A 22,525-nucleotide genomic window follows, 5' to 3' on the forward strand; every position below is an offset into this window, starting at 1 on the left:
TCTTCAAGGACGGGGCCAAGCCCTGGCGTCATGCCCGGCACGGCATTGCGGCGCTGCGCAAGCCCGACATCTTTCGTGAAGGCATCGACGGCGAGGCCGTGGAATGGGCGTGCCAGAGGCTGCGTGCAAAGACTGCGCAGCGTCGCATCCTGCTTGTGGTCTCCGATGGCTGTCCCATGGATACGGCGACCCATCAGGCCAATGACGAGCATTATCTGGATCAGCACCTGCGGCAGGTGCTTGCAGCCCAGGAACGCATGGGTGGCGTGAAGGTCTGCGCCCTGGGCGTCGGGCTGGATCTGGGAGTCTTCTACCGTCAAAGGCTTGCCGTCGATCTGCAGAACGATGTCGACGAGGCCTTGCTGTTTTCGGTGGCCGAGATGCTGTGCCGACGATGACCGGGGTGGCGCGTGCGACAGGTATCGCGCAAGGCCGGGCAAGCTCAGGCGAGCAGCCGAAACAACGGAAAACAGAAAGCGGGAAGGCGCAATGCCTGCCCGCTTTCTGCTTGCCGGAGCCATCCTCGGCAGGGGAATCGGCCGGGCTTACATGCGTCCCTTCCATGGAACCAGGCGCTTTTCGACCCAGCGCATGAACAGGTCGAACACGTAGGCGATCACACCGATGACGATGATGCCCATGATCACGATGTCGGTGCGCAGGAAGTTCGAGGCGTTGAGCACCATCTGGCCCAGACCCACGTTCGCCGCCACCATTTCGGCGGCCACCAGAGTCGTCCAGCCAAAGCCGATGGCAATGCGCATGCCCACCAGAATGTCGGGCAGGGCCGCCGGCAAGATCACATGGCGGATCACCTGGAAGTAGCTCGCTCCCATCGAATAGGCGGCGTTGATCTGCTCCTGGGCCGCGCTGCGCATGCCCGAGCGGGCCGCCAGGGCCAGGGGTGCAAAGCAGCTCAGGAAGATCAGCAAAATCTTCGGCGTTTCATCGATACCGAACCAGATGATGATCAGCGGCAGATAGGCCAGTGGCGGCAGGGGGCGGTAGAACTCGATGGGGGGGTCGAAGATGCCGCGTGCGATGCGTGACATTCCCATCGCTATGCCCAGTGGAACCCCAATCATGAAGGCCAGCCAGAACGCCACGGTCACGCGCAGCAGACTTGCCGAGAAATGCTGCCACAGCGGCTTGTCGTTGGCCTGCCCGGTCAGGTATTCATAGAACTGCTGGAACACCGCCTGCGGGCTGGGCAGGAACAAGGGTTTGATCCAGCCGAGATGGGTGGTGGCAAACCACAGTGCCAGCAGCACCGCCACGGTGACGATGCTGATCCCGAGACTGGAGCCTTCGCCAGGGGTCTTGAAGCGGCTGGTCTTCACCGGTCCCGATGCCTGTGGCGCAGTGGCCTTGGGCTGCACGCGCGCGGTGGTGGCGGGCAGATGGTTGATTTGGACAGCTTCAGACATTGGCCGGCTCCCGGTGGTGAATCAGACTCAGAACTTCTTCGCGCATCCTGATGAAGTCGGGGCGCGACTTGACGGCACGCGCATCGCCGGTGCGCAGGAACTCATGGCAGAACGGCATATCGTCGTAGACATGGGAGATGCGGCCCGGGCTGGGGCTCATGACGATCAGCCGGCTGGCGAGAAACAGAGCCTCCTCGACCGAATGGGTGATGAAGAACACCATCTTGTGGGTGGCATGCCAGACACGCAGCAGGATTTCCTGGACCTGCTCGCGCGTGAAGGCGTCCAGGGCGCCCATGGGCTCGTCCATCAGCAGCAGGGCGGGATCGTTGGCCAGCGCCCGGGCAATGCCGACCCGCTGCTGCATGCCGCCAGACAGTTCATAGATGGCACGCCTGGCGTAGTTCTGCAAGCCCACGAGACCCAGTTTCTCTTCGGCGATCTGCGTGCGCGTCTTCAGATCCATGCCGCGCATGCGCAGTCCCAGTGCGACGTTGTCGATCACATTGAGCCATGGCATCAGCGCATGCTTTTGAAACACCACGCCCTGATTGGCTCCGGGGCCCTGAATGGGTTTGCCGTCCAGCAGGATCTGGCCGCTGGAGGGCGCCAGAAAACCTGCCATGCAGTTGAGCAGCGTGGTCTTGCCGCAGCCGGATGCCCCCAGGGCGACCACGAAGTCGCCTTCATGCATGGTCAGGTTGACAGGGGCCAGGGCCTGCAAGTGTCCGCCCTTGACCTCGTAGTTGACGGTCAGGTCGCGTATATCCAGAGTCGGCATGAGAGTGCCCTCCTAGGTGAAACAAAGCGGGGAGCCACGATGGGGCCGGCCGTCGTGGGCGAAGCAGGGATGTCAGCGGCCGAGTGCCTGCTTGACATAGCTGCTGGTCACGTAGGCGGCGTAGTCGGGCTTGACCTCCTGGATCCGGCCTTGAGACTTCAGAAAGCTTGCGGTGTGGGCCATGGCCTTGGCCGCACCGCCTTCCAGCCATTGCGCGCCGAGTTGCTCTTCGGCGCTGGGAAAGCGGTAAAGCGCCATGGCTGCGGGCACGTCCTTGGGGTCGGCCTTGCTCCATTTGGCAATCGCCTTGATCTCGGGCGAGTCCGGAGTCCACTTGGCCAGGTTGTCGCGGACCTGGGCACTTGCCCGATTCAGGGCCTTGATGAAAGCCACCATGAACTGGGGATTTTCCTGGGCGAACTTGCTGCTCACGGCAATGCCCTCGAAGGTGGGATAGCCCATCTGCGCAATGGAGCCGGAGGTCGCAATCACCTTGCCCTTTTGCTTGACCTTGGCCAGCACCGGATCCCAGACAAAGGTGGCATCGATATCGCCACGTTCCCAGGCCGCGGCAATTTCTGGCGGGCGCATGTTCATGATGTTGACCTTGCGCGCGTCAACGCCTTCCTTGCCCAGGGCCGCGACCAGCTGGTAGTGCGCGGTGGAGACGAACGGCACGCCTATGCGCTTGCCCTCCATGCTCTTGAAATTGCTGATGCCGCCGCCGTCGCGTGCCACCAGGGCTTCGGCACCGGCGATGTCCGCAGAGATCCAGAGCAGCTTGATGTCCTGCCCCTGGCTGGCGGCAGCAGTCAGCGGGCTGGAGCCCACCTCTCCCATCTGCACATCGCCCGAGGCCATCGCCCGTATCACGTCGCCGCCGCCCGAGAACATGCGCCAGTTGATCTTGTAGCCCGTCTCCTTCTCCAACTCGCCCGATTCCATTACCAGGCGCAGGGGCACCAGCATGTCCTGGTTGGCGAAGGTCACGGTTTTCTGCTGCGCCAGCGCACAGCCGGCCATCGCCAGCGCGGCTGTGGCGACACCTGCTTTCAGCACCCATCGTTTCTGCATTTTCATTGTCAGTCTCTCCATGGTTAGAGGGATATCGGTTGAAGACTTCGATCAGAGAACCCTTGCCGTGCTCACTCTTGCTGACTTGCATTCCCATTCCCGCTTCTGGCTGAACCGGTTGCAAGCCGCATCGCGAGGCTCAAAGAGCTTTCTGAGCGGATCGTAGTAAGCAACCTTGCGCAGCCAGTAGGGCCAGTTGATGTGAATCGTTAGGTCCAGTCGCACACGGTCCCGGATGGTGCGCGCAGCATGGGCTGGCATGCACCGCAAGCGTGCATCGCAAAGCCTTGCAGGGCGGGGCTTGCGGGGGATTTCTCGGTCCCCGTTGAAAGGCGATTTTTCGGTGTCTGCATGGGCTTAGGAGGTTTCACTGATCGCGGACAGATGCGGGAGGAAGGGGCTGTCCGCGAGGCATGAATGCTTGCGCAATATGCGTGCCAGAGAGGCGGCTTTTTCCTGTGGCGGGGGCGCACGAGGGGGCACTGCACCGCATTCGTGGACAGCATGAAAAAAGCACCTTCCTGGTGGAAGGTGCTCTTCGTTGTGTGCGGCCGGACGGTGGTTGGAATGGTCAGTTCTTCTCGTCGTTCATGTGATACCAGTGGTAGAGAAAGCGCTGGCCCATGCGGCGAAATGGTGCAAAGGCCTCCGAGCGCACCCTATTGAACACATTCGGATATTCGAGCGATGAGTTGTAGATTGGCAACTCGAAAGCCTTGATCTTCTGGCCAGCGATGCGCTGCGCCATGCGTCGGCCCGCATGCGCAGAAAACGACACGCCGTTGCCGCCATAGCCGACCGCATAGAAGACGCTTTCCCCGGGATCGGGCTGGGTGATGCGCGGCATCATGTCGTGGCTCACATCGACCCAGCCCCACCAGGAGTAGTCCACCTGGATTCCCTTGAGGGCCGGGAACTTGTGGTGCAGGCCTTCGACGAGCTTGGCCATATGGACCGGATTGGGCGCATCGGCGCCGGTGATGGCGCTGCGGCTGCCGATCTGCACGCGGTTGTCGGGCAGCTTGCGGTAGTAAAAGCGCAGCGTGCGCGTGTCGGTGATGACCTGCGTGGTCTTGAAATTGGTGGCGGCCAGCTCTTCTTCCGTCAAAGGCCTTGTGACCAGCGAGTTCGAGAGAATCGGCATGATCTTCGAGCGCAGACTGCGGTGCAGTCCGTTGCTGGTATAGCCCCCGGTGGCAAAGCCGACGGCGCGAGCCTTGACCGTGCCGCCCGGCGTGCGCAGGTAGTGCACGCCGTTGCGTGTCTCCATGCCCAGCACGGGGCTGGCGGGGTGGACCTTCACTCCCAGCTCGCGGGCCTTGCGCAGATAGCCGAAGGCCAGCTTGAGCGGATGCACGCCAATGCCGTCGGGCTCGTGCATCGCGCCACGGCAGTCGGCGTCGTCGACATAGTCGCGGCGCACGGCGTCGATGCTGAGGATGCGGGCGTCGTAGCCGAAGACTTCGCGCATGACGCGGGTCTCGTTGCGCAGAAAATCCATTTTTCTGTCTCGGTGGGCGATATACAGATGCCCTCCCGGCTGTGGCTCGCACTCGGGAAACTCGGCAACCAGGTTCTTGAAGGTGTCGAAGCCTTCACGGATTTCCGCATCCAGTTTCAGGGCCACGTCCTTGCCCCAGCGCTCTATCCATTGCGAGCGATAGAGGCGGCCGCTGGCATTCTGGCCCTGGCCGCCGTTGCGGCTGGTGCAGCCCCAGGCGCTCTGGTTGGCTTCGAGAACCACTGCGCGGATGCCATGCTCGCGGGCGAGAAACAGGGCGGTGGACAGACCCGTGAAGCCCGAGCCGACGATGACCACATCGGCTTCCATGTCGCCGCAGACCGGACCGTCGTCGTCGGGCGGCCGGCCTGCCGTCCCCACCCAGTAGGTCGGAGCATAGCCAGCGCCATGTCCGGGATTTCTCGCAATCAGAGGGTCGTATTGCGGGTCGTACGGATTCAGGTGGCTGGGGCGGATGTCCTCGGCTTTCATGGTGATCGTCTCCTGGTGTGGCTGCGCTTGAAGCGGCGTTCTATGGCTATGGAATGGATGGACGCAAAGTCAATGCAGATGCCGTTGCAGGCCACTGCTTGCGGTGTCCAGAGCAGCATAGCCAGCCCCTTGCGCGGCTGGTTAGGGCCACGGCGCAGGTTTTGATGGAGCCAGCTCACCCACGGCTCATGCGATCCGAGCCCCGGGCACGGGAAGCGGATCTTCGGGCAGTCCGCTTTCGCGCCGCCGACTGCGATACCCCTGCAGCGACTGCCGGTGTTCTCCTATCGTTTTCACCTAACTGAAGCGGGATCAGAAGCGCTTGCCCATGGCTTGGGCCTGCATCCGCAAGCGCAGCGGCAGAGTGCTGCTTCCAGAGGAGAAACGGGTTCGTTCAGGGCAGCTGCCGCGCGCGCTGCCGTCGTTTCTCGAGGACCCAGCGCCGTGAAGCACCAAGGCCTTGGACTTAACGATTGCCGGTAACTGGTTCTACGAACCGGAGCCGGTGCTACCTACGATGAGCCATCGGAATTTCAGGCATTTTTCGATCCCGGGCGGCCGCTTCTGCAAGGGCCGGAACCCAAGAAATGACAGCAATCTGGAGAACCTATGAACAAGCAAGAACCCCAACCCGATGTCCAGTTTCTGGCGCGTTTCTCTGAGGCATGGAATCGGCATGACATCGATGCATTGATGGGCTTCATGGCCGATGAATGCGAGTTCCACGCGGTGGCCGGACCCGACCTGATGGGACGCAGTTTCGTGGGGCGTGATGCCGTGCGCGAGGGCTTTCAGCTGGCCTGGCAGGCCTTCCCCGATGCCGCCTGGGTGGATGCCGAGCATTTCGTCCAGGGCGAGCGCGGCGTTTCGGAGAGCACTTTCAAGGGCACCAAGGCCGACGGACTGCGCGTGGAGGCGCGCATGGTCGATGTGTTCACCTTCCGCGACGGCAAGATCGCCGTCAAGAACGCCTACCGCAAGGATCGTCCTCCCGTAGCGATTTCCTGACACGGGCCAGGCCGGCGTGCGTGCATTCTTGCCTCACGGCGGGGGCGCTGCACGCAGGCCCCACACGACAATTTTCAAGCAGATAACTGAACGACCACGGCAACGGCCTGCATGAGCAGCAAGGCACGACCCGATACATAAAGCCGTGGCGACCGGTATTCCCATGCCGGCAAGACAGGAGACAAAAATGATTGGAAATCCGCATTCGTCGCCGGACGGGCTGTCGCACAGCCTCAAACAGCGGCACATGACCATGATTGCCCTGGGCGGCGTCATCGGTGCCGGGCTGTTCGTCGGCAGCGGCGTGGTCATCAAGTCGGCCGGGCCGGCAGCCGTCATCTCTTTTCTGATCACCGGCCTGCTGGTGGTGCTGGTGATGCGCATGCTGGGCGAGATGGCCTGCTCCATGACAGGCGGCTCGTTTTACGAGTACGCCCGCGAAGCCTGGCGCGACCGGCCCGCCGTGGGGCAGCTGGCGGGGTTTCTGACGGGCTGGATGTACTGGTATTTCTGGGTCATCGTCGTGGCCATCGAAGCGGTGGCGGGCGCCGAGCTGGTGCGCTACTGGCTCCCCGACGTTCCGGCCTGGAGCATCAGTCTGGTCCTGCTGATCACGATGACGCTGACCAATCTGGTCTCGGTCAAATCCTTCGGCGAGTGCGAATTCTGGCTGGCATCCGTGAAGGTGGCCGCCATCGTGGTGTTTCTGTTCATCGCCGGGATCTACGTGCTGGGCCTGACGCCGGGAGGCGGCGGAATGCATGTCGCCAATCTGAGCCAGAACGGCGGCTTCATGCCCAACGGCATTGTTCCGGTGCTCACGGGTGCCGTGGCCGCGACCGGCTTCTATTTCGGTGCGGAGATCGTGACGATTGCGGCGGCCGAGACCGCTGAGCCCCAGAAGGCCGTGGCCAAGGCCACCAGTTCGGTCATCCTGCGCGTGCTGGTGTTCTATGTGGGCTCGGTGCTGCTGGTGGCCTGCCTGGTGCCATGGAACTCCATCGGCATGTCCACGCCCTATGTCAGCGCGCTCGACGCCATGGGCGTTCCGGCAGCGGCCCAGATCATGAATGCCGTGGTGCTGACGGCCGTGCTGTCGGCGCTCAACTCCGGACTCTATGCATCTTCGCGCATGCTGTTTGCGCTGACGCGACGCGGCGATGCGCCCAAGGTGCTGGCCCAGGTCAGCCGCAACGGCGTGCCCGTGTACGCCATCCTGGTGGCCACCCTGTTCGGCTATGGCGCCATCGTCATGTCCTATCTGTCTCCCGACAAGGTGTTTGCCTTTCTCGTGAACTCCTACGGCACCGTGGCCATCTTTGTGTATATCCTGATTGCGATTTCCCAGTTGCGCCTGCGCTCGCGTCTGGAGCGCGAAGCGCCCCATCTGCTCAAGGTGCGCATGTGGTGCTTTCCTTACCTGACCTGGCTGGCGATTGCAGGCATGCTGTCCATCGTGGTGGCCATGGGCTTCATCCCCGAGCAGCGAACGCCGCTGGCGCTGGGGGTGGCCAGCCTGTGCATCTTGCTGCTGGCCTATGGCATGCGCCAGGTGCTGCGGCGCGGAGTGTATCCCGAGAACCTGCTCGACGAGATGGCACCGCCCAGGCTGCGCAAGAACTGAGGTGGCAGAGCAAAGCCCCGGACCGCAAGGCCGGGGCTTTTTCCATTCCTACATGGCATGCACGGCTTGTGCCAGGGCCTGGATGCCCTGGGCGATCTGTGCCGCAGGAATGGACTGGTAGCCCAGACGGATGAAGTTGCCGGTGTTGCGGGAGGAGGTGAAGAACACATCGCCGGGCTCGATCAGCACCCCCTGCGCGGCGGCCTCGCGTGCCAGTGCCTGGGCGGAGATGTGGCCCGGCAACTGCACCCAGCACGAGCCGCCGCCACGCACCGGAGTGATGCGGCATTGAGGCAGGTAGCGGGCCATGGCCGCGGTCAGCTCGGCATGACGTTCCTTCTGGGCCTGGCCGAGGCGGCGCAGCTGGGCCTCGTAATGGCCCAGCGAGATGAACATGGCCAGGGTGCGCTGAATGAACGTGGACGGGTGGCGGATCATGAGACGTCGCAGGGCGCGCAGCTCCTTGATCAGTTCGGGCGGAGCCACGATATAGCCTACGCGCAGGCCCGGCGCCAGGGATTTGGAGAGGCTGCCGATGTAGATCACGCGGTTGTTGCGATCCAGGCTTTTGAGTGCGGGGATCGGCTGTTCGTCGAAGCTGCTTTCGCTCTCGTAGTCGTCCTCGATGATGATGAGGTCATGCTTCTGGGCGGCCTCCAGCAGGGCTTCGCGTCGCTCCAGCGGCATGGTGACACCCGTCGGGCACTGGTGGCTGGGCGTGACGTAGAGGTATTCGAGCTTGCGCATGGCCGCGACGATGGGCAGACCCTCGCCGTCCACGCCGATCGGAATGACCTGCGATGTGCGGCTGCTGAAGATGTTGCGCGCATCGGGGTAGCAGGGATCCTCGATGCCGACGCAGGTGCCTTCGCGCATCAGCAGATCGGCCACCATGTACAGCGCATGCTGCGCGCCGACGGTGATGATGATCTCGTCGGGCGAGGCCCAGACGCCGCGGCGCGGCAGGATCTTGGTCTGCACCTGCTGGATGAGGCTTTCGTCGTCGCGCGTGATGTGATCGGGGGCCCACATGCGGATGTCCAGCACGCCCAGGGACTTGAGGCAGCACTCGCGCCAGGCGGCCGTGGGAAACAAGTCCTTGTCGAACTGGCCGTAGAGAAAGGGGTAGGGAAACCGCTGCCAGTCGTCTTCCTTGACAATGCTGCGTTGCAGGCTGGGGCGCAGCCACAGGCGGCGCGACCAGTCCGTGCGCGCCTCGGCATCCGTGCTCCTGCCCCTGCCCGGCGTGCGGTCGGCCGTGCGGCCCTGCAGCACATCGGGATGGATGAAATGGCCTTTTCTCTCTCGGCTCAGCAAGAAGGCCTCTTCGGTCAGCTGCTGGTAGGCCATGACCACGGTGATGCGGCCCACGCCCAGCAGCTTGGCCAGCTCGCGACTCGATGGAACGGCATCGCCGGGCGCGAGAATGCCGGTGAGGATGGCATCGACCAGCATTTCGCGAATCTGGCCCTGAAGGCTCAGCGAAGGCCTGGCACTGCGGCGAAACAGCTGCTCCCACATGGCCACGGATGGAGGAATCGAGGGCGAGGCCGGTTTTCTATCTGTCGTCATGGATGGTTCTGAATGCACTGCCGCAGTGCACGGCGGCCTGGAGCGACCGGCCGCCCTGGCACGCGGGGCCGGGTTCTTCGGGATCCATGAACAGGGCATCGCAGAGGCCGCCTGCAGCATGCTGACGGACCGGTTTCAGCGCTCGAGATTAGCGCATATGCTGGGGCTTGGAATCAGGCTTTTCATGTGGTTGCAGTCCCGATGCAGCGTGCAGGATCCGAAATTGCGGCCAGTTTTTTCGTGGCCTCGAAAACCAGTATATAATTTGAGGCTTGGCGGCTGTAGCTCAGCTGGATAGAGTACTTGGCTACGAACCAAGGGGTCGTGGGTTCGATTCCTGCCAGCCGCACCAAACGACAAGCCTCAGAACTGAAAAGTTCTGAGGCTTTTTCGTTGCGTTCCTGTCTATGGAGGCAGGACTGCCGGTGCTGGAAAGCCTTTGAAGAAAAATCGGGGTTTTCACGGATCGGCTTCAAAATCTGTATATAATTCGATGATTGGCGGCTGTAGCTCAGCTGGATAGAGTACTTGGCTACGAACCAAGGGGTCGTGGGTTCGATTCCTGCCAGCCGCACCAAAACGACAAGCCTCGGAACTGCAAGGTTCTGGGGCTTTTTCGTTTCCGGGATTTGGCAGGGTTCCCCGGGTGGCGGGCCCGATCTGTGTGAAGATCGGCCCCATGAGCAAGGCTTTCACCAAAGAATCGGACGGCGACGACGATGATGACGTCGGCGCTCTGCCGCCATTGCCCGCTGGCGGCAAGAACTACATCACGCCCCAGGGCTACCAGCGCATCAAGGACGAGCTGCTGGACCTGATCGACAACGAGCGCCCCAAGATCGTGGAGATCGTGCACTGGGCTGCCAGCAACGGCGACCGCTCGGAGAACGGCGACTACCTGTACGGCAAAAAGCGTCTGCGCGAGATTGACCGCCGCATCCGCTTTCTGACCAAGCGACTGGAAATCGCCGAGGTGGTCGATCCTGCCGTGCATGCGGGCAGCGACCAGGTCTTTTTCGGCGCCACGGTCAGCTATGTCGATGACGAGGGTGTGGAGCGCACCATCACCATCATGGGCATCGACGAGGCGGACAGCGCGCAGAACCAGGTCAGCTGGATTGCGCCGGTCTCGCGTGCGCTGCTCAAGGCGCGCGTGGGCGACGAGGTGGCCTTGCCCACGCCGGCCGGTGTGCGCATGCTGGAGATTCTGGACGTCCGCTATCCGCAACCTGCGGCGCGCTCCTGAGTTCACGAACGGCAAAAAGGGCGCGGCATCCACATCGGATGTCGCGCTTTTGTTTGGTGAGCGGTGTTCGCTTGATATTCAGCGATTTCAGATCGTTTCGATATTGAATTCGCTGCTCATAAGGCGCTGGTAGCTATTATTTTTGAGACGGAATGCCGGCCTGCAGGCGTTGCAGCAGCTCCAGCGTGGGGTAGCCGTCTGCCACCAGGCCTTCGCTTTGCTGGTATTGACGCAACCCTGCGCGGGTGGCCGGCCCCATCACGCCGTCGGCGGCACCGGTGGCAAAGCCGCGCTGGCTGAGTGCGGTCTGCAGGGCACGGGTCTGCTCGCGCGTCAGGGCACCGAGCTCGCGCGGCCACTCGCCGCTGACGCCGCCATTGCCTGCCAGCTGCGAGGCGAGCAGGCTCACGGCCAGCGCATAGTTGGTGGAGTTGTTGTAGCGCAGGATGGCGCGGAAGTTGCTGCCCACCATGAAGGCAGGGCCGCGAGCGCCGGCCGGCGCGATGATGCTGGCGCCGGCCATCGCGGGCAAGGCCTGGCCGTTCACGGCCTGCACACCTTCTGTGGCCCAGGCCGTGCTGTTCTGGCGCGTGGCGAGTTCGGCGCGCGCGTAGTCAAAACCGGCTGGCAGGCGCACCTCGATTCCCCAGGGCTCGCTGGCGTTCCAGCCTGCGCTGGCCAGATAGTTGGCCGTGGATGCGGCCACGTCGGCCATGGAGCCCCAGATGTCACGGCGGCCATCCCCGTCGGCATCCACGGCATATTGCAGGAACACCGAAGGCAGAAACTGGGTGTGGCCCATGGCGCCGGCCCAGGAGCTGATCATGTGGGCGGCGTCGATGTCACCGTTGTCGATGATGCGCAGCGCGGCAATCAGCTCCTTCTGTGCCCATTCGGCGCGGCGCCCATCGAAGGCCAGGGTGGCCAGCGCATCCACGGCCGAGAAGCTGCCGAAGTTGCTGCCGTAATTGCTTTCCATGCCCCAGATGGCAGCAATCACCGTCGCCGGCACGCCATAGCGCTGGCTGGCCGCCTGCAGGCTGGCTCCGTGTTCCTGCATCTTGAGCTTGCCGGTCTTGATGCGCTGTGCGGAGACGGCGCTATCCAGGTATTGCCAGGGCGTGCGTGTGAACTCGGGCTGGGAGCGGTCGAGCCTGACGATGCTGGGCTGCAGCTTGGCGCCGGCCAGGGCACTGCCAAGCGTGCGTTCCGAAATGCCCGCGGCGCGTGCACGCGGGGTGAATTCCTGCTTCCAGTGCGCGAAGTTGCGGGCCTGTATGGGGTTTTCCGCTGTTGCCGCCTCGCCCGTGGCTTGCTCAGCCTTGGCGGCGCTTGCCGGCTCGGGCGCGGCCGCCGCTGGAGGTTCGGGCTGGGTGGCGCAGCCTGCGAGCAGGGCTGCCGCGATGGCGGTGGCCAGCAGGTGCTGACGGGCATTCAGGTGCAAGGTGGCGGTTTGGGGCATGGCTGTGATTGTCGCTTGCAGCCGCGGCCGGGGAGTGCTTGCAGGGCGCGATAGTGCTTGCAGAATGCAACAAAATCTTTCGCTCAGCCCATGAAGGCAAATGGCCATCAGCAGCGGCCCCGCGCCGGTGTCGGGAGATCAGGCCATGACTCGGCTGGCGCGAATGACCGAGTGCAGGCGGCGCAGATTGCGCAGCGCATTCTCCAGCTGTACGCTGTTCTGCACGGAGATGACAAAGCGCAGGTCGGTGGTGCCGATGGCAGCTTCGTCAGTCATCTCGACGCGCACGATATCGGCTTCGGCATTCGAGAGCTCGGCCGCCACGCGGGCCAGCACGCCTTTGTTGTTCTGCACCGTGACCACGATGCCGGCTTCGAACAGGCGCGTGATGTCGTCGGACCAGTCCACGGTGATGAAGCGGTCGGCATCCTTTTCGCGCAGCTTGATGGCATTGTTGCAATGGGCATGGTGCACGACCAGGCCCTGGCCGCCGAGGTAGCCCAGAATCGGATCGCCCGGCACGGGACGGCAGCAGTGCGAGTAGTAGACCGAGCTGCTCTCGTCGCCGTTGAGCGTGACCGCGCCCTGGAAGGGGCGGTTGTGCGTGTTGAAGCGTTCCTGTGTGATGAGCAGCGCATCGGGGCGCACGCCTTGCTTGGCCATGAAGCTCGTCATGCGCGCGGCCACCAGGGAGGCGATGCGGCGGCCCATCCCGATGTCCACCATGAGGTCTGCAGGCGTGCGGTTGCCCGTGATGCGCAAAATCTCGTCCCAGACGCCCTTGTTGGCTTCGTCCTGCGGCGGCACGCTGTCGATGCCTTCGGCGCGCAGAGCCTGGGCCAGCAGCGACTCTCCGAGCTGACCGGCTTCGGTCTGGGCTGCATTCTTGAGATAGGAGCGAATCTTGGAGCGCGCGCGTCCGGTTTTCACAAAACTCAGCCAGGCCGGATTGGGTGCGGAGGTTTCGGAAGTGATGATCTGCACCACATCGCCGCTCTTGAGTTCGGTGCGCAGCGGCACTTCCTCGTCATTGATCTTGGCCGCCGTGGTGCGATGCCCGATCTTGCTGTGGATGGCGTAGGCAAAGTCCACCACCGTGGCGCCGCGCGGCATGGCCATGATCTCGCTCTTGGGCGTGAACACATACACGGCATCGGGAAAGAGGTCCACCTTGACGTGATCCCAGAACTCGGCCGCGTCGCGGGTCTCGTTCTGGATGTCGAGCAGGGACTGCAGCCATTGGGTGGACAGATGCTCGGAGTCATGGCCCTGCTGTGCCTTGTACAGCCAGTGGGCCGCGACGCCGGCCTCTGCCACGATGTTCATCTCTTCGGTGCGGATCTGGAATTCGATGCTGACGCTGGAGGGGCCGACCAGCGTGGTGTGCAGCGACTGGTAGCCGTTGCTCTTGGCTATCGCGATGTAGTCCTTGAAGCGGCCCGGCATGGGCTTGTACTTCTGGTGCAGCACGCCCAGCGCCGTGTAGCAGTCCAGGGTCTTGGGGACGATGATGCGAAAGCCGTAGATGTCGGTGACCTTGGCAAAGCTCAGCTGGTTCTTCTGCATGCGCTGGTACAGCGAGTACAGCGTGCTCTCGCGGCCCAGCAGCCGCACGGGCAGGCTGTGCGTGGCAAAGGCGGTGCTGACCTCGTCCTGCACGCGCTGAACGAGATCCCGACGGCGCGTTCGCGAGCGTCCTATGGCTTTTTCCAGCGTGGCATAGCGCCAGGGATGCAGATGCTTGAACGACAGGTCCTGCAGTTCGCGATAGGTCTGGTTCAGGCCCAGTCGATGCGCGATCGGGGCGTAGATTTCCAGCGTTTCCGACGAGATGCGGCCCCACTTGCTGCGCGGCATGTCGCTCATGGTGCGCATATTGTGGGTGCGGTCGGCCAGCTTGATCAGGATGACGCGCACATCCCGCGCCATGGCCAGCAGCATCTTGCGAAAGGATTCGGCCTGGTTTTCCTCGCGGGTGTTGAACTGCAGCTTGTCCAGCTTGGTCAGCCCGTCCACCAGTTCGGCCACGTCCTCGCCGAAGCGCTCCTTCAGATCCAGCTTGGTGATGCCGCAATCCTCCATGGAGTCATGCAGCAGGGCCGCCATCAGGGCAGGGGCATCGAGCTTCCAGTTGGCGCAGATTCCCGTGACAGCGATGGGGTGGGTGATATAGGGGTCTCCACTGCTGCGCCACTGATCGGTATGTGCTTGATCGGCGTAGATATACGCCTGGCGCACGCGCTGCGCGCTGTCCGCGTCCAGATAGCCCAGATGCTCCATCAACCCGTCAAAAGCAGCAGCCGACACACGTGCAGCCTGTTCAGCGGGCATGCGCTGAGGCTTGGCCGGTGCCGTAGAGGAAGGTGCAATCGTCGAGTTCTGGGCCGCTGTCATATTCCTTAAATGTAGCCTGCAAGTACCGGGTGCAAGGTGATAGGCACAAAAAAGCACCGACGGGCGGTGCTTAATTGTCTATTTTGGTGCTGCGATGCAACAGCTTAACCCGGCACCTTCTTCAGCATTTCCAGGCCTACCTTGCCGTCTGCGATTTCACGCAGGGCGGTGACGCTGGCCTTGTTCTTGGTTTCAATCTTGGGGGTATGGCCTTGATTGAGCATGCGGGCGCGGTAAGTCGCGGCCAAAACGAGCTGGAAGCGGTTGGGGATCTGCTCCAGGCTATCTTCAACAGTAATGCGTGCCATCAGGAACTCCGGGAACGGTCAGTTGGATTCAGGGATGTTGAGCGACTCGAAGGTGTCGGCGCGAAGGCGCCGCTGGGCCGCATATTTGAGGCGTTGCGCGTGAATGATCGCCTTGAGATCAAAGAGCGCACTCTCAAACAGTTCGTTGATTATAACGAAGTCGAATTTTGCGACCTGCGCCATTTCCTCTTCGGCGTTCCTCAGGCGCAGCTCGATGACTTCGGGGGCGTCCTCGCCGCGATTTTCCAGGCGGGCGCGCAGCTCGTCCCAGCTCGGCGGCAGGATGAAGATCAGCACGGCGTTGGGAAAGGCCTTCTTGACCTGGAGGGCACCCTGGTAATCGATCTCGAGCAGCACATCGGTGCCGCTCTGGATGCGCTCTTCCAGAGACCTCTTGGCAGTGCCGTAGCGGCGGCTGTGCACATTGGCCCATTCGACAAAGCCGTTGTTGGCGACCATGGCGTCGAACTCCGCGTCCGAGACGAAGTAATACTCGCGGCCATGCTTTTCCTGGCCGCGCGGCGCGCGCGTGGTGTGCGAGACGGAGGGATAGACGCGCGCGTCGAATTCACGCAGGGCGCGTACCAGAGAGGATTTGCCGGCACCGCTGGGGGCCGACACGACAAATAGATTTCCGGGATGGTCCATGACTTTGGGCATGACTTTGGGCATGAATCGGGCGTACGGGGTCGGTACGCCCAGGGCTTGCTTACTCGATGTTCTGCACTTGTTCGCGCATTTGCTCGATCAGCACCTTCATGTCGACGCTGATGCGGGTCAGCTCCAGCGTGGCTGATTTGGAGCCCAGGGTGTTGGCTTCGCGGTGCAATTCCTGGATCAGGAAGTCCAGGCGCTTGCCGATGTCGCCGCCTTTCTTGAGCAGGCGCTCGATCTCGTCGAGGTGGGAGCCCAGACGCGTGACCTCTTCGGCCACATCGATGCGGATGGCAAAGGCCGTGGCTTCGGCCAGGGCGCGATCCTGGGCGGCCTCGGGGGCCACCGCGCCTTCACCCAGGGCCATGGCCTCCTTCCAGCGCTCCAGGAACCTCTGGCGCTGTTGCTCCACCAGCTGCGGCACCAGCGGCACGGCAGTCCTGGCCAGCTCCCGCAGCTGCTTGATGCGGTCGAGCAGCATGTCTGCCAGGCGCTCGCCCTCGCGGGCACGAGCCGCGAGCAGTTCGGTGACGGCCTGTTCGGCCAGGGCCTGAGCGATTTCGCTCCAGTCCGTGGTGGCGGTACCGGTGCCGGTGCACAGGCGCAGCGCGTCGGCCACGGACAGGTCGCGTGCCTTGGGCAGCCAGGCCTGGACAGCGTCCTGAAGACTCACCAGGCGCTGCAGCTGCGTGGCAGAGGGAAGGGGCAGGGACTGGTTGCTGGAGACGTCGATGGCCGCACGCACTTCGACCTTGCCGCGCTTCAGGCGCGCGGTAAGCAAGGAGCGCAGGGCCGGTTCAAGGGCGCGCAGTTCGTCGGGAAGGCGGAAGGACAAATCCAGAAAGCGGCTATTGACCGCGCGGATCTCAAGGCCCAGACGGCTGGTGGACTGGGACTCTTGACCACCCTCAGCGGATGCGCTGTGCTGGGCACTGGCGTATCCGGTCATGCTGTAAACTGGCATTGGACTTTTGATGGATGCTTGCAATTTCCCGATTATCCGGGTTTCGAATCATCCTTGAGGTTTACCGGTAAAAAATGTCTACTAAAAACAAGCCAGCGCCCCTACCGCCGGGCAGCACCATAGGCGGATACCGGGTGGTACGCAGGATTTCCTCGGGGGGGTTCGGGATTGTCTACCTGGCTCTGGATGGCGATGGCCAGCAGGTAGCGATCAAGGAGTATCTGCCTGCTTCGCTTGCCACTCGGGCGCCCGCCGAACTGCAGCCCGTCGTGGCGCCAGAGAAGTTGTCCCTGTATCGCCTCGGGCTCAAGAGCTTTTTCGAGGAAGGGCGCTCGCTGGCGCAGATCTCGCACGCCTCCGTGGTGAGCGTGCTGAATTTCTTTCGCGAGAACGAAACCGTCTACATGGTGATGAACTATCTGGAAGGGGCGACCCTGCAGGAGTTCATCGTCACCGCGCGCGAGCTCAAGGCCGAGAAAGTCTTCAGGGAGTCGACCATCCGTTCCCTGTTCGACGAGGTGCTGCGGGGTCTGCGCATCGTGCATCAGCACAAGATGCTGCACCTGGACATCAAACCCGCCAATATCTTCATCACCAACGACGACAGGGCCGTACTGATCGATTTCGGCGCGGCGCGCGAGGTGTTGTCGAAGGAGGGCAACTTCATACGTCCCATGTACACCCCGGGCTTTGCCGCCCCGGAAATGTACCGGCGTGACTCCCAGCTGGGGCCCTGGACCGATATCTACGCCATTGGCGCCTGCATCTATGCCTGCATGCAGGGCATACCGCCCAACGAAGCTCCGCAGCGTCAGGACAAGGACCGTCTGGCCCTGGCCCTGAACAAGCTGCGCGGCGTGTATTCGGACAATCTGATCGAGGTGGTCGAGTGGTGCATGGCCATGGACCCGCTTTCTCGCCCGCAGTCGGTATTCGCGCTGCAAAAAGAACTGAGCCGCGAGGGCGAGCGTCGCTACACCAAGCTCAGCATGCAGGAGCGCATGCGCATGCAGTTTGACAGCATGGTGCATGACGCCAGGAAAAATCTTCAGAAACTCGGCGGCTCCGAACGTGGAGCGGTGACCGACAGCCATCGCAAACCATGAAATTTTCCGTCTTCCAGCTCAGCCGCCGCGGAGGGCGTGCCCTCAACGAAGACCGCATGGGCTACTGCTATACGCGGGAGGCCGCATTGTTCGTGCTGGCCGACGGCATGGGCGGGCACCCGGACGGCGAAGTGGCCGCGCAGATTGCATTGCAGGTGGTTTCCACATTGTTTCAGCAAAAGGCCAGGCCCCAGCTGGAAGAGCCGGCACAGTTCCTGGAAGAGGCGCTGCTGCTGGCCCACCGCCAGATCCTGCGTTACGCCAGCGGCAAGGGCATGATGGACACGCCGCGCACCACACTGGTGGCGGCCGTCCTGCAGGAAGGCAAGGTGACCTGGATTCATTGCGGCGACTCGCGTCTGTACTGGGTGCGCGAGGGGCAGCTCGTGGAGCGTACGCGCGACCACTCGTATACCGAAATGCGCAAGGTCTCGGCCATGCTCGCGCAGGCCAACCGCAATGTGCTGTTCACCTGCCTGGGCTCGCCCTCCAAGCCCATCTTCGATGTGAGCGAGACCCGGCGGCTGGAGGAGGGCGATCAGCTGATGCTGTGCTCCGATGGCCTCTGGGGAGCGGTTCCGACACCGGAAATTCTCCAGATCATGAGCGGCAAGGCCGTGGCCCACTTCGTGCCTATGCTGGTCGATACCGCACTCAAGCGCGCGGGCGACGGCAGCGACAATGTCACCGTGCTGGCACTGGTATGGGAAACACCGAATAATTTCGAACCGTCCTCCATCTCCACACAGGAGATCGAGGATCAGGGTTTCGAGTCCACGATACAGGTGGGTGCCCTCGAAGACTGCGAGGATGAGCTGGACGATGCGGCCATCGAGCGATCGATCGCCGAAATCAACGAGGCCATACGCCGTTCGGCGCAGCGCCCCAGAACCAAGACCTGAAACGGGTTGCAGGCCGCAGCAGGGCCGGCCTGGGCTTGAAACAACCGAACCCATCGTTTTTGGCGCAATCGCCACAAGCGTTTGCATGGATTTTTATGATGAAAATTGTGCTGGCATCCAACAACCGCGGCAAGCTTGCCGAGTTGCAGGCCATGTTTGCCCCGCTGGGCGTGGAGCTGATTCGCCAGGGCGATCTGTTCGAGGGCGAGGCTCCGGAGCCCTATGGCACGTTCGTAGAGAATGCGCTGTCGAAGGCGCGCTTTGCGGCCGAAAAGACCGGCCTGCCGGCCATTGCCGATGATGCCGGCATGTGTGTCGATCATTTCGGCGGCTTGCCCGGTGTGGATACGGCCTACTATTGCACCCAGTTCGGCTACGAGAAAAGCGACGACAACAACGTGCGCGCGCTGCTCGAGCAGATGCAGGGCGTGGCCAATCGCCGTGCCGCCATGGTCAGCACGCTGGTGGGCGTGCGCTCGCCAAAGGACCCCGAGCCGCTGATTGCCGTGGGCCGCGTGCAGGCCCTGCTCACAACCGAGCGCCGTGGCAGCAACGGCTTTGGCTTCGACCCGGTGCTGCTCATCCCCGAGCTGGGCCTGACCTTTGCAGAGATGACGCCCGAGCTCAAGCATGCACACAGCCATCGCGGGCTGTCTTCGCGAGCCATGATCGAGATGGTGAAAGAGCGGTGGTTATAACCAGCGGTTAACCCTGAGGCGCTTTGCGCCTTCCCCCTCTCTCGCTTCGCGGGATGGGGACGACGGTCTCGCTGCGGGGCGGCGGGGCCGCCCAGGCCCTTGCTTGCTGTCCCCTGGCTGGGGTGTGCTGGTTTGAGCGGCGTCGGTTTTGTTAGCGCTAGAAAAGCATATTTCCCATGATCCCCATTCAGCCTCAAGCAGAGATCGCCGAAGCGGCGGTGCAGCGCGACATCCAGCACTACATGCGTCCCGGCACGCTGCAACTGGGCAGCCTGCCGCCCCTGTCGCTGTATGTGCACCTGCCCTGGTGTCTCAAGAAATGCCCGTACTGCGACTTCAACTCGCATGCCTGGGCCAAGGGGGATGCGCTGCCCGAGGACCGCTATATCGATGCCCTGATGGCCGATCTGGAGAGCGCACTGCCGCTGATCTGGGGGCGCACGGTGCACAGCGTCTTCATGGGCGGGGGAACGCCCAGTCTGTTCTCGCCCGAGTCCGTGGACAAGCTGATTGCCGGCTTGCGCGCGCGTCTGCGCATGGAGCCTGATTGCGAGATCACGATGGAAGCCAACCCCGGCACCTTCGAGAAGGACCGCTTCAAGGCTTTCCGGGCGGCCGGCGTGAACCGTCTGTCGATCGGGGTGCAGAGCTTTGACGACCGCTATCTGCAGGCCGTGGGGCGCGTGCACGATGCGGCCCAGGCCCAGGCGGCGGTGCGCGAGGCAGCCGACAATTTCGAGACCTTCAACATCGATCTGATGTATGCGCTGCCCGGCCAGAGTCTTGCCGATCTGCAGCGCGATGTGGACACTGCGCTGGGGTTTGCACCGCCGCATCTGTCGATCTATCACCTGACCATCGAGCCCAATACCTACTTCGCCAAGTATCCGCCCCTGGTGCCCGAGGACGATACGGCCTACGAGATGCTGGACCTGATCACGGCCAGCACCCAGGGAGCCGGCATGCAGCGCTACGAAGTCTCGGCCTATGCCAAGGAAGGCCATCAGTGCTTTCACAATAGCAACTACTGGCAGTTCGGCGATTATCTGGGCATTGGCGCGGGTGCGCACAGCAAGCTGAGCTTCGCCCATCGCATCGTGCGCCAGGTGCGTTTCCGCGATCCGGCACGCTATATGGACATGGCGCTGGCCGGCACGCCGCTGGCCCAGGACAACGAGGTCAAGCGCGCCGAGCTGCCGTTCGAATACATGCTCAACGCGCTGCGCCTGCGCGGCGGTTTCGCGCTGCAGGAGTTCATGGAGCGCACGGGCCTGCCCATGTCGGCCATTGCCAAGGGGCTGGAGCAGGCGCAGGCCAAGGGCCTGATCACCCGGGACCTGGGCCGCGTGGTGCCGACCGAGCGCGGCTTCGACTTCCTCAGCGACCTGCAGGAAATGTTCCTGTAGACCCGGCAGGGGGTCAACCGCAGCGCAGCGCCGTGATCTTGCCCGCGTCATTGGTGATGACATTCAGGCGTTCCTGGTTGTACTCCATGGTCGCAGGCTGACCCTCGCGCAGCACGCGCAGCAGGTAGGAGCCGGACTTCTGGCGGATGGTCTCCAGGGTCGACGCCACGGTGTTGTGGCCCAGGTAGATCTGTACCGGTTCCGCGTGGCATACCTGCAGCTGGCGCGCAGGTGGCGCGCGTGTGCCGTCGGTGGCGGTGCCGTTGCTGGCGCAGCCGGCCATCAGCAGGGCTGCCGTGGCGGCAGCCAGGCCCAGCCGGGCGCGGGGGGGAATTGACGAGAGGGTTGTTCGTTGATTCATGCCCCACACCATAGCGCCACCCGGGAGCTTGCGCATGACAGACCAGGCCTTGATGTGCAAGAGGGTGCAACAAGGTGCTGCGCAAGATGGACGGTTTGGCAGTGAATCCCCTCGGCGGATTGGTGGTGATCTACTGCGATCTTCGGCGCTGGTGGCTGCGGCCTAAGGTTTGTGTGCCCCGTCCGCACTCTGAAAGATGCCGGCCTCGATATTCGCTGCCTGCAGCTTGCGCGCGGCCTTTTCGGCCCGCTTGCGGCTGTCGAAGGGCCCGCTGCGCACCCGGATGACTTCGCCCTTGTTGCTGGCCATCTTCTGCGTCAGCACGGGCAGCCTGGATTGGCTGAGCTGGGTCACGACCTTCTCGGCATTGCGGGACTCCGAGTAGACGCCCAGGTTCAGGTAGAACTTGCCTGGAACCAGATCCGTGCCCGCAGGGGAGTTGGCCTTGGCAGCTTGTTCCTTGCGGCCTGCCCCGGCTTGGGCGGCGGGCCTGTCGGCGGTTTTCTCGGCCGGTTTATCGACGGGCTTGTTGGCGAGCGTGTCGGCCGCCTCGGCGGTTTTCTTTTCGCCGGACACGGCTGCATCCCCGGTCTCGCCTGCTTGCAGGGATGCGGGGGGCACGGCTGTCTCGGTTCCGGTCTTGGTTCCGGTTTCGGTGGAGGGCGACGGCCCTGGCTCTGCCGGGCGCGCTGCGGCAGCCGCAACGGCGGGCATGGGGTCCGCCGCCGGGCGAGGACGGGCCGCAGCGTCGGCGAAGGGGGCCGCCTGCGCGGTAGCGGCCGGTGCCGAGCTCTGGGGCGGCGGCGGGCTGTCGGCGGGCAGCAGGGCCAGGCCTGCCCCTGCGGCTGCGGCCACAGGCAGGGCCAGCACCAGCATGGCGGCCGTCCTGTGGCCTGGTGCCGAGGCCTGCTCCTGCAAGGCCGCATGGGCCGCAGCCATATTGGGCGCGTCCGTGATCGCCTGCAGTGTCTGGGCCCGGATCTTGCGCCAGTACCAGCCGTTGCCCAGCAGGCCGGGCACGGCCACCGCGACCATCCACAGGGCCATGCCCAGGCCCAGCGCCATGGCATCGGGCAGGGCCGGGCGCAGGCCAAACCACCAGACCAGCGCCGCTGCCGTGACGGCCGCCAGGTATCTGGCGGCTTCGCGCCACAGGCCGTGCAGGCTGCACCATGCCAGGGTCACCAGCGCGGCGGCCATGTTCCAGCTGGGCAGGCTGCGATCCAGGGCGTCGAAACGCTTGAACTGGGCCAGGTAATAGTGGCGTGAACGCGGGTTCAGACGGCTGGCATAGAGCCGAGGCAGCAGGCCGCTGTCCTCCTCCTCGTGCCCGGCCTCGCCGTGCAGGCTGTGCTGCATGGAGTAGGCAGCAGCGGCGAAGGCTCCGGCAATGGAGGCTGGCAAGGGGCTGGCGTCCGAACGCAGAGGCGGGTCCAGCACAGGTTCCTGGCGCGGGTTGCGGTCAGCGGGAGCGAGCGCAGGGGTGGGGGTGTCCGAAACGGAAGGCATGGCTGCAATTGTGTCATGGCGTTACGAGCAGACCGA

At 63.5% G+C, this 22,525-nt stretch carries 19 protein-coding genes, 2 tRNA genes and 1 pseudogene; 10 read left to right on the forward strand and 12 right to left on the reverse strand.

Features of this window, described 5'->3' with window-relative positions:
• Positions 1 to 398 (forward strand): annotated as a pseudogene (locus E2583_RS19455) (cobalt chelatase); the annotation flags it as partial.
• A gap of 147 nt (positions 399 to 545) precedes the next feature.
• On the opposite strand, the gene E2583_RS19460 reads toward E2583_RS19455, so the two are convergent.
• The 4 genes from E2583_RS19460 to E2583_RS19475 form a co-directional block, all read right to left on the reverse strand.
• On the reverse strand, positions 546 to 1,427 hold the full coding sequence (locus E2583_RS19460; RefSeq protein ID WP_291597868.1) for an ABC transporter permease subunit: 882 nt from the start codon (positions 1,425 to 1,427) through the stop codon (positions 546 to 548).
• On the reverse strand, positions 1,420 to 2,208 hold the full coding sequence (locus E2583_RS19465) for a taurine ABC transporter ATP-binding protein (RefSeq protein ID WP_291597869.1): 789 nt from the start codon (positions 2,206 to 2,208) through the stop codon (positions 1,420 to 1,422). The genes E2583_RS19460 and E2583_RS19465 overlap by 8 nt, the downstream gene beginning before the upstream one ends.
• Before the next feature lie 72 nt (positions 2,209 to 2,280).
• The gene (gene tauA, locus E2583_RS19470; RefSeq protein WP_291597870.1) at positions 2,281 to 3,288 is read right to left on the reverse strand and encodes a taurine ABC transporter substrate-binding protein; all 1,008 of its coding nucleotides are present in this window, start codon (positions 3,286 to 3,288) and stop codon (positions 2,281 to 2,283) included.
• A 565-nt stretch (positions 3,289 to 3,853) separates the two neighbouring features.
• A complete protein-coding gene (locus E2583_RS19475) occupies positions 3,854 to 5,275 on the reverse strand; it encodes an FAD-binding oxidoreductase (RefSeq protein ID WP_291597871.1) in 1,422 nt (473 codons plus the stop codon).
• A 609-nt stretch (positions 5,276 to 5,884) separates the two neighbouring features.
• On the opposite strand from E2583_RS19475, the gene E2583_RS19480 reads away from it, so the two are divergent.
• Positions 5,885 to 6,283, forward strand: coding sequence for a nuclear transport factor 2 family protein (locus E2583_RS19480; protein WP_291597872.1), 399 nt, complete (start codon positions 5,885 to 5,887; stop codon positions 6,281 to 6,283).
• Between the two features lie 187 nt (positions 6,284 to 6,470).
• Positions 6,471 to 7,907, forward strand: a complete 1,437-nt coding sequence (locus E2583_RS19485) for an amino acid permease (RefSeq protein WP_291597873.1) — start codon at positions 6,471 to 6,473, stop codon at positions 7,905 to 7,907.
• Between the two features lie 48 nt (positions 7,908 to 7,955).
• On the opposite strand, the gene E2583_RS19490 is transcribed toward E2583_RS19485, so the two are convergent.
• Entirely contained in the window at positions 7,956 to 9,479 is a 1,524-nt protein-coding gene (locus tag E2583_RS19490; protein ID WP_291597874.1) for a PLP-dependent aminotransferase family protein, read from the reverse strand.
• A gap of 275 nt (positions 9,480 to 9,754) precedes the next feature.
• On the opposite strand from E2583_RS19490, the gene E2583_RS19495 reads away from it, so the two are divergent.
• From E2583_RS19495 to greB, 3 genes are all read left to right on the forward strand, one after another.
• A tRNA-Arg gene (locus tag E2583_RS19495) sits at positions 9,755 to 9,831 on the forward strand.
• Positions 9,832 to 9,979: 148 nt separating this feature from the next.
• Positions 9,980 to 10,056: transfer RNA gene (locus E2583_RS19500), tRNA-Arg, on the forward strand.
• Between the two features lie 102 nt (positions 10,057 to 10,158).
• Entirely contained in the window at positions 10,159 to 10,725 is a 567-nt protein-coding gene (gene greB / locus E2583_RS19505) for a transcription elongation factor GreB (RefSeq protein WP_291597875.1), read from the forward strand.
• Positions 10,726 to 10,861: 136 nt separating this feature from the next.
• On the opposite strand, the gene E2583_RS19510 is transcribed toward greB, so the two are convergent.
• The 5 genes from E2583_RS19510 to E2583_RS19530 all read right to left on the reverse strand — a co-directional run bounded on the left by E2583_RS19510 (position 10,862) and on the right by E2583_RS19530 (position 16,492).
• Positions 10,862 to 12,196, reverse strand: a complete 1,335-nt coding sequence (locus E2583_RS19510) for a lytic murein transglycosylase (protein ID WP_291597899.1) — start codon at positions 12,194 to 12,196, stop codon at positions 10,862 to 10,864.
• A gap of 129 nt (positions 12,197 to 12,325) precedes the next feature.
• The gene (locus tag E2583_RS19515; RefSeq protein WP_291597877.1) at positions 12,326 to 14,581 is read right to left on the reverse strand and encodes a bifunctional (p)ppGpp synthetase/guanosine-3',5'-bis(diphosphate) 3'-pyrophosphohydrolase; all 2,256 of its coding nucleotides are present in this window, start codon (positions 14,579 to 14,581) and stop codon (positions 12,326 to 12,328) included.
• A gap of 104 nt (positions 14,582 to 14,685) precedes the next feature.
• Positions 14,686 to 14,889: a DNA-directed RNA polymerase subunit omega gene (rpoZ, locus tag E2583_RS19520; RefSeq protein WP_003052081.1), complete on the reverse strand. Its 204-nt coding sequence runs from the start codon at positions 14,887 to 14,889 to the stop codon at positions 14,686 to 14,688.
• A gap of 18 nt (positions 14,890 to 14,907) precedes the next feature.
• Complete coding sequence (gene gmk, locus E2583_RS19525) at positions 14,908 to 15,537, reverse strand: guanylate kinase (RefSeq protein WP_291597900.1); 630 nt, start codon at positions 15,535 to 15,537, stop codon at positions 14,908 to 14,910.
• 61 nt (positions 15,538 to 15,598) lie between these two features.
• Entirely contained in the window at positions 15,599 to 16,492 is an 894-nt protein-coding gene (locus E2583_RS19530; RefSeq protein ID WP_291597901.1) for a YicC/YloC family endoribonuclease, read from the reverse strand.
• 89 nt (positions 16,493 to 16,581) lie between these two features.
• On the opposite strand from E2583_RS19530, the gene E2583_RS19535 reads away from it, so the two are divergent.
• The 4 genes from E2583_RS19535 to hemW all read left to right on the forward strand — a co-directional run bounded on the left by E2583_RS19535 (position 16,582) and on the right by hemW (position 20,619).
• Positions 16,582 to 17,613: a serine/threonine-protein kinase gene (locus E2583_RS19535; RefSeq protein ID WP_291597881.1), complete on the forward strand. Its 1,032-nt coding sequence runs from the start codon at positions 16,582 to 16,584 to the stop codon at positions 17,611 to 17,613.
• Positions 17,610 to 18,515, forward strand: coding sequence for a protein phosphatase 2C domain-containing protein (locus E2583_RS19540; RefSeq protein WP_291597882.1), 906 nt, complete (start codon positions 17,610 to 17,612; stop codon positions 18,513 to 18,515). Before E2583_RS19535 ends, E2583_RS19540 begins: the two co-directional genes overlap by 4 nt.
• A 98-nt stretch (positions 18,516 to 18,613) precedes the next feature.
• Positions 18,614 to 19,213 carry a non-canonical purine NTP pyrophosphatase gene (locus E2583_RS19545; protein WP_291597902.1) on the forward strand — a complete coding sequence of 200 codons (600 nt, stop codon included), beginning with the start codon at positions 18,614 to 18,616 and terminating at the stop codon, positions 19,211 to 19,213.
• A gap of 176 nt (positions 19,214 to 19,389) precedes the next feature.
• Positions 19,390 to 20,619: a radical SAM family heme chaperone HemW gene (gene hemW / locus E2583_RS19550; protein WP_291597883.1), complete on the forward strand. Its 1,230-nt coding sequence runs from the start codon at positions 19,390 to 19,392 to the stop codon at positions 20,617 to 20,619.
• A 13-nt stretch (positions 20,620 to 20,632) separates the two neighbouring features.
• On the opposite strand, the gene E2583_RS19555 is transcribed toward hemW, so the two are convergent.
• Positions 20,633 to 20,980: an I78 family peptidase inhibitor gene (locus tag E2583_RS19555; RefSeq protein WP_291597884.1), complete on the reverse strand. Its 348-nt coding sequence runs from the start codon at positions 20,978 to 20,980 to the stop codon at positions 20,633 to 20,635.
• Positions 20,981 to 21,142: 162 nt separating this feature from the next.
• Positions 21,143 to 22,489: an SPOR domain-containing protein gene (locus E2583_RS19560; RefSeq protein WP_291597885.1), complete on the reverse strand. Its 1,347-nt coding sequence runs from the start codon at positions 22,487 to 22,489 to the stop codon at positions 21,143 to 21,145.
• Positions 22,490 to 22,525: the final 36 nt, after the last annotated feature.

The organism is Comamonas sp. (assembly GCF_009360615.1).
In the GTDB taxonomy this organism is placed as follows: Bacteria; Pseudomonadota; Gammaproteobacteria; order Burkholderiales; family Burkholderiaceae_C; genus Comamonas.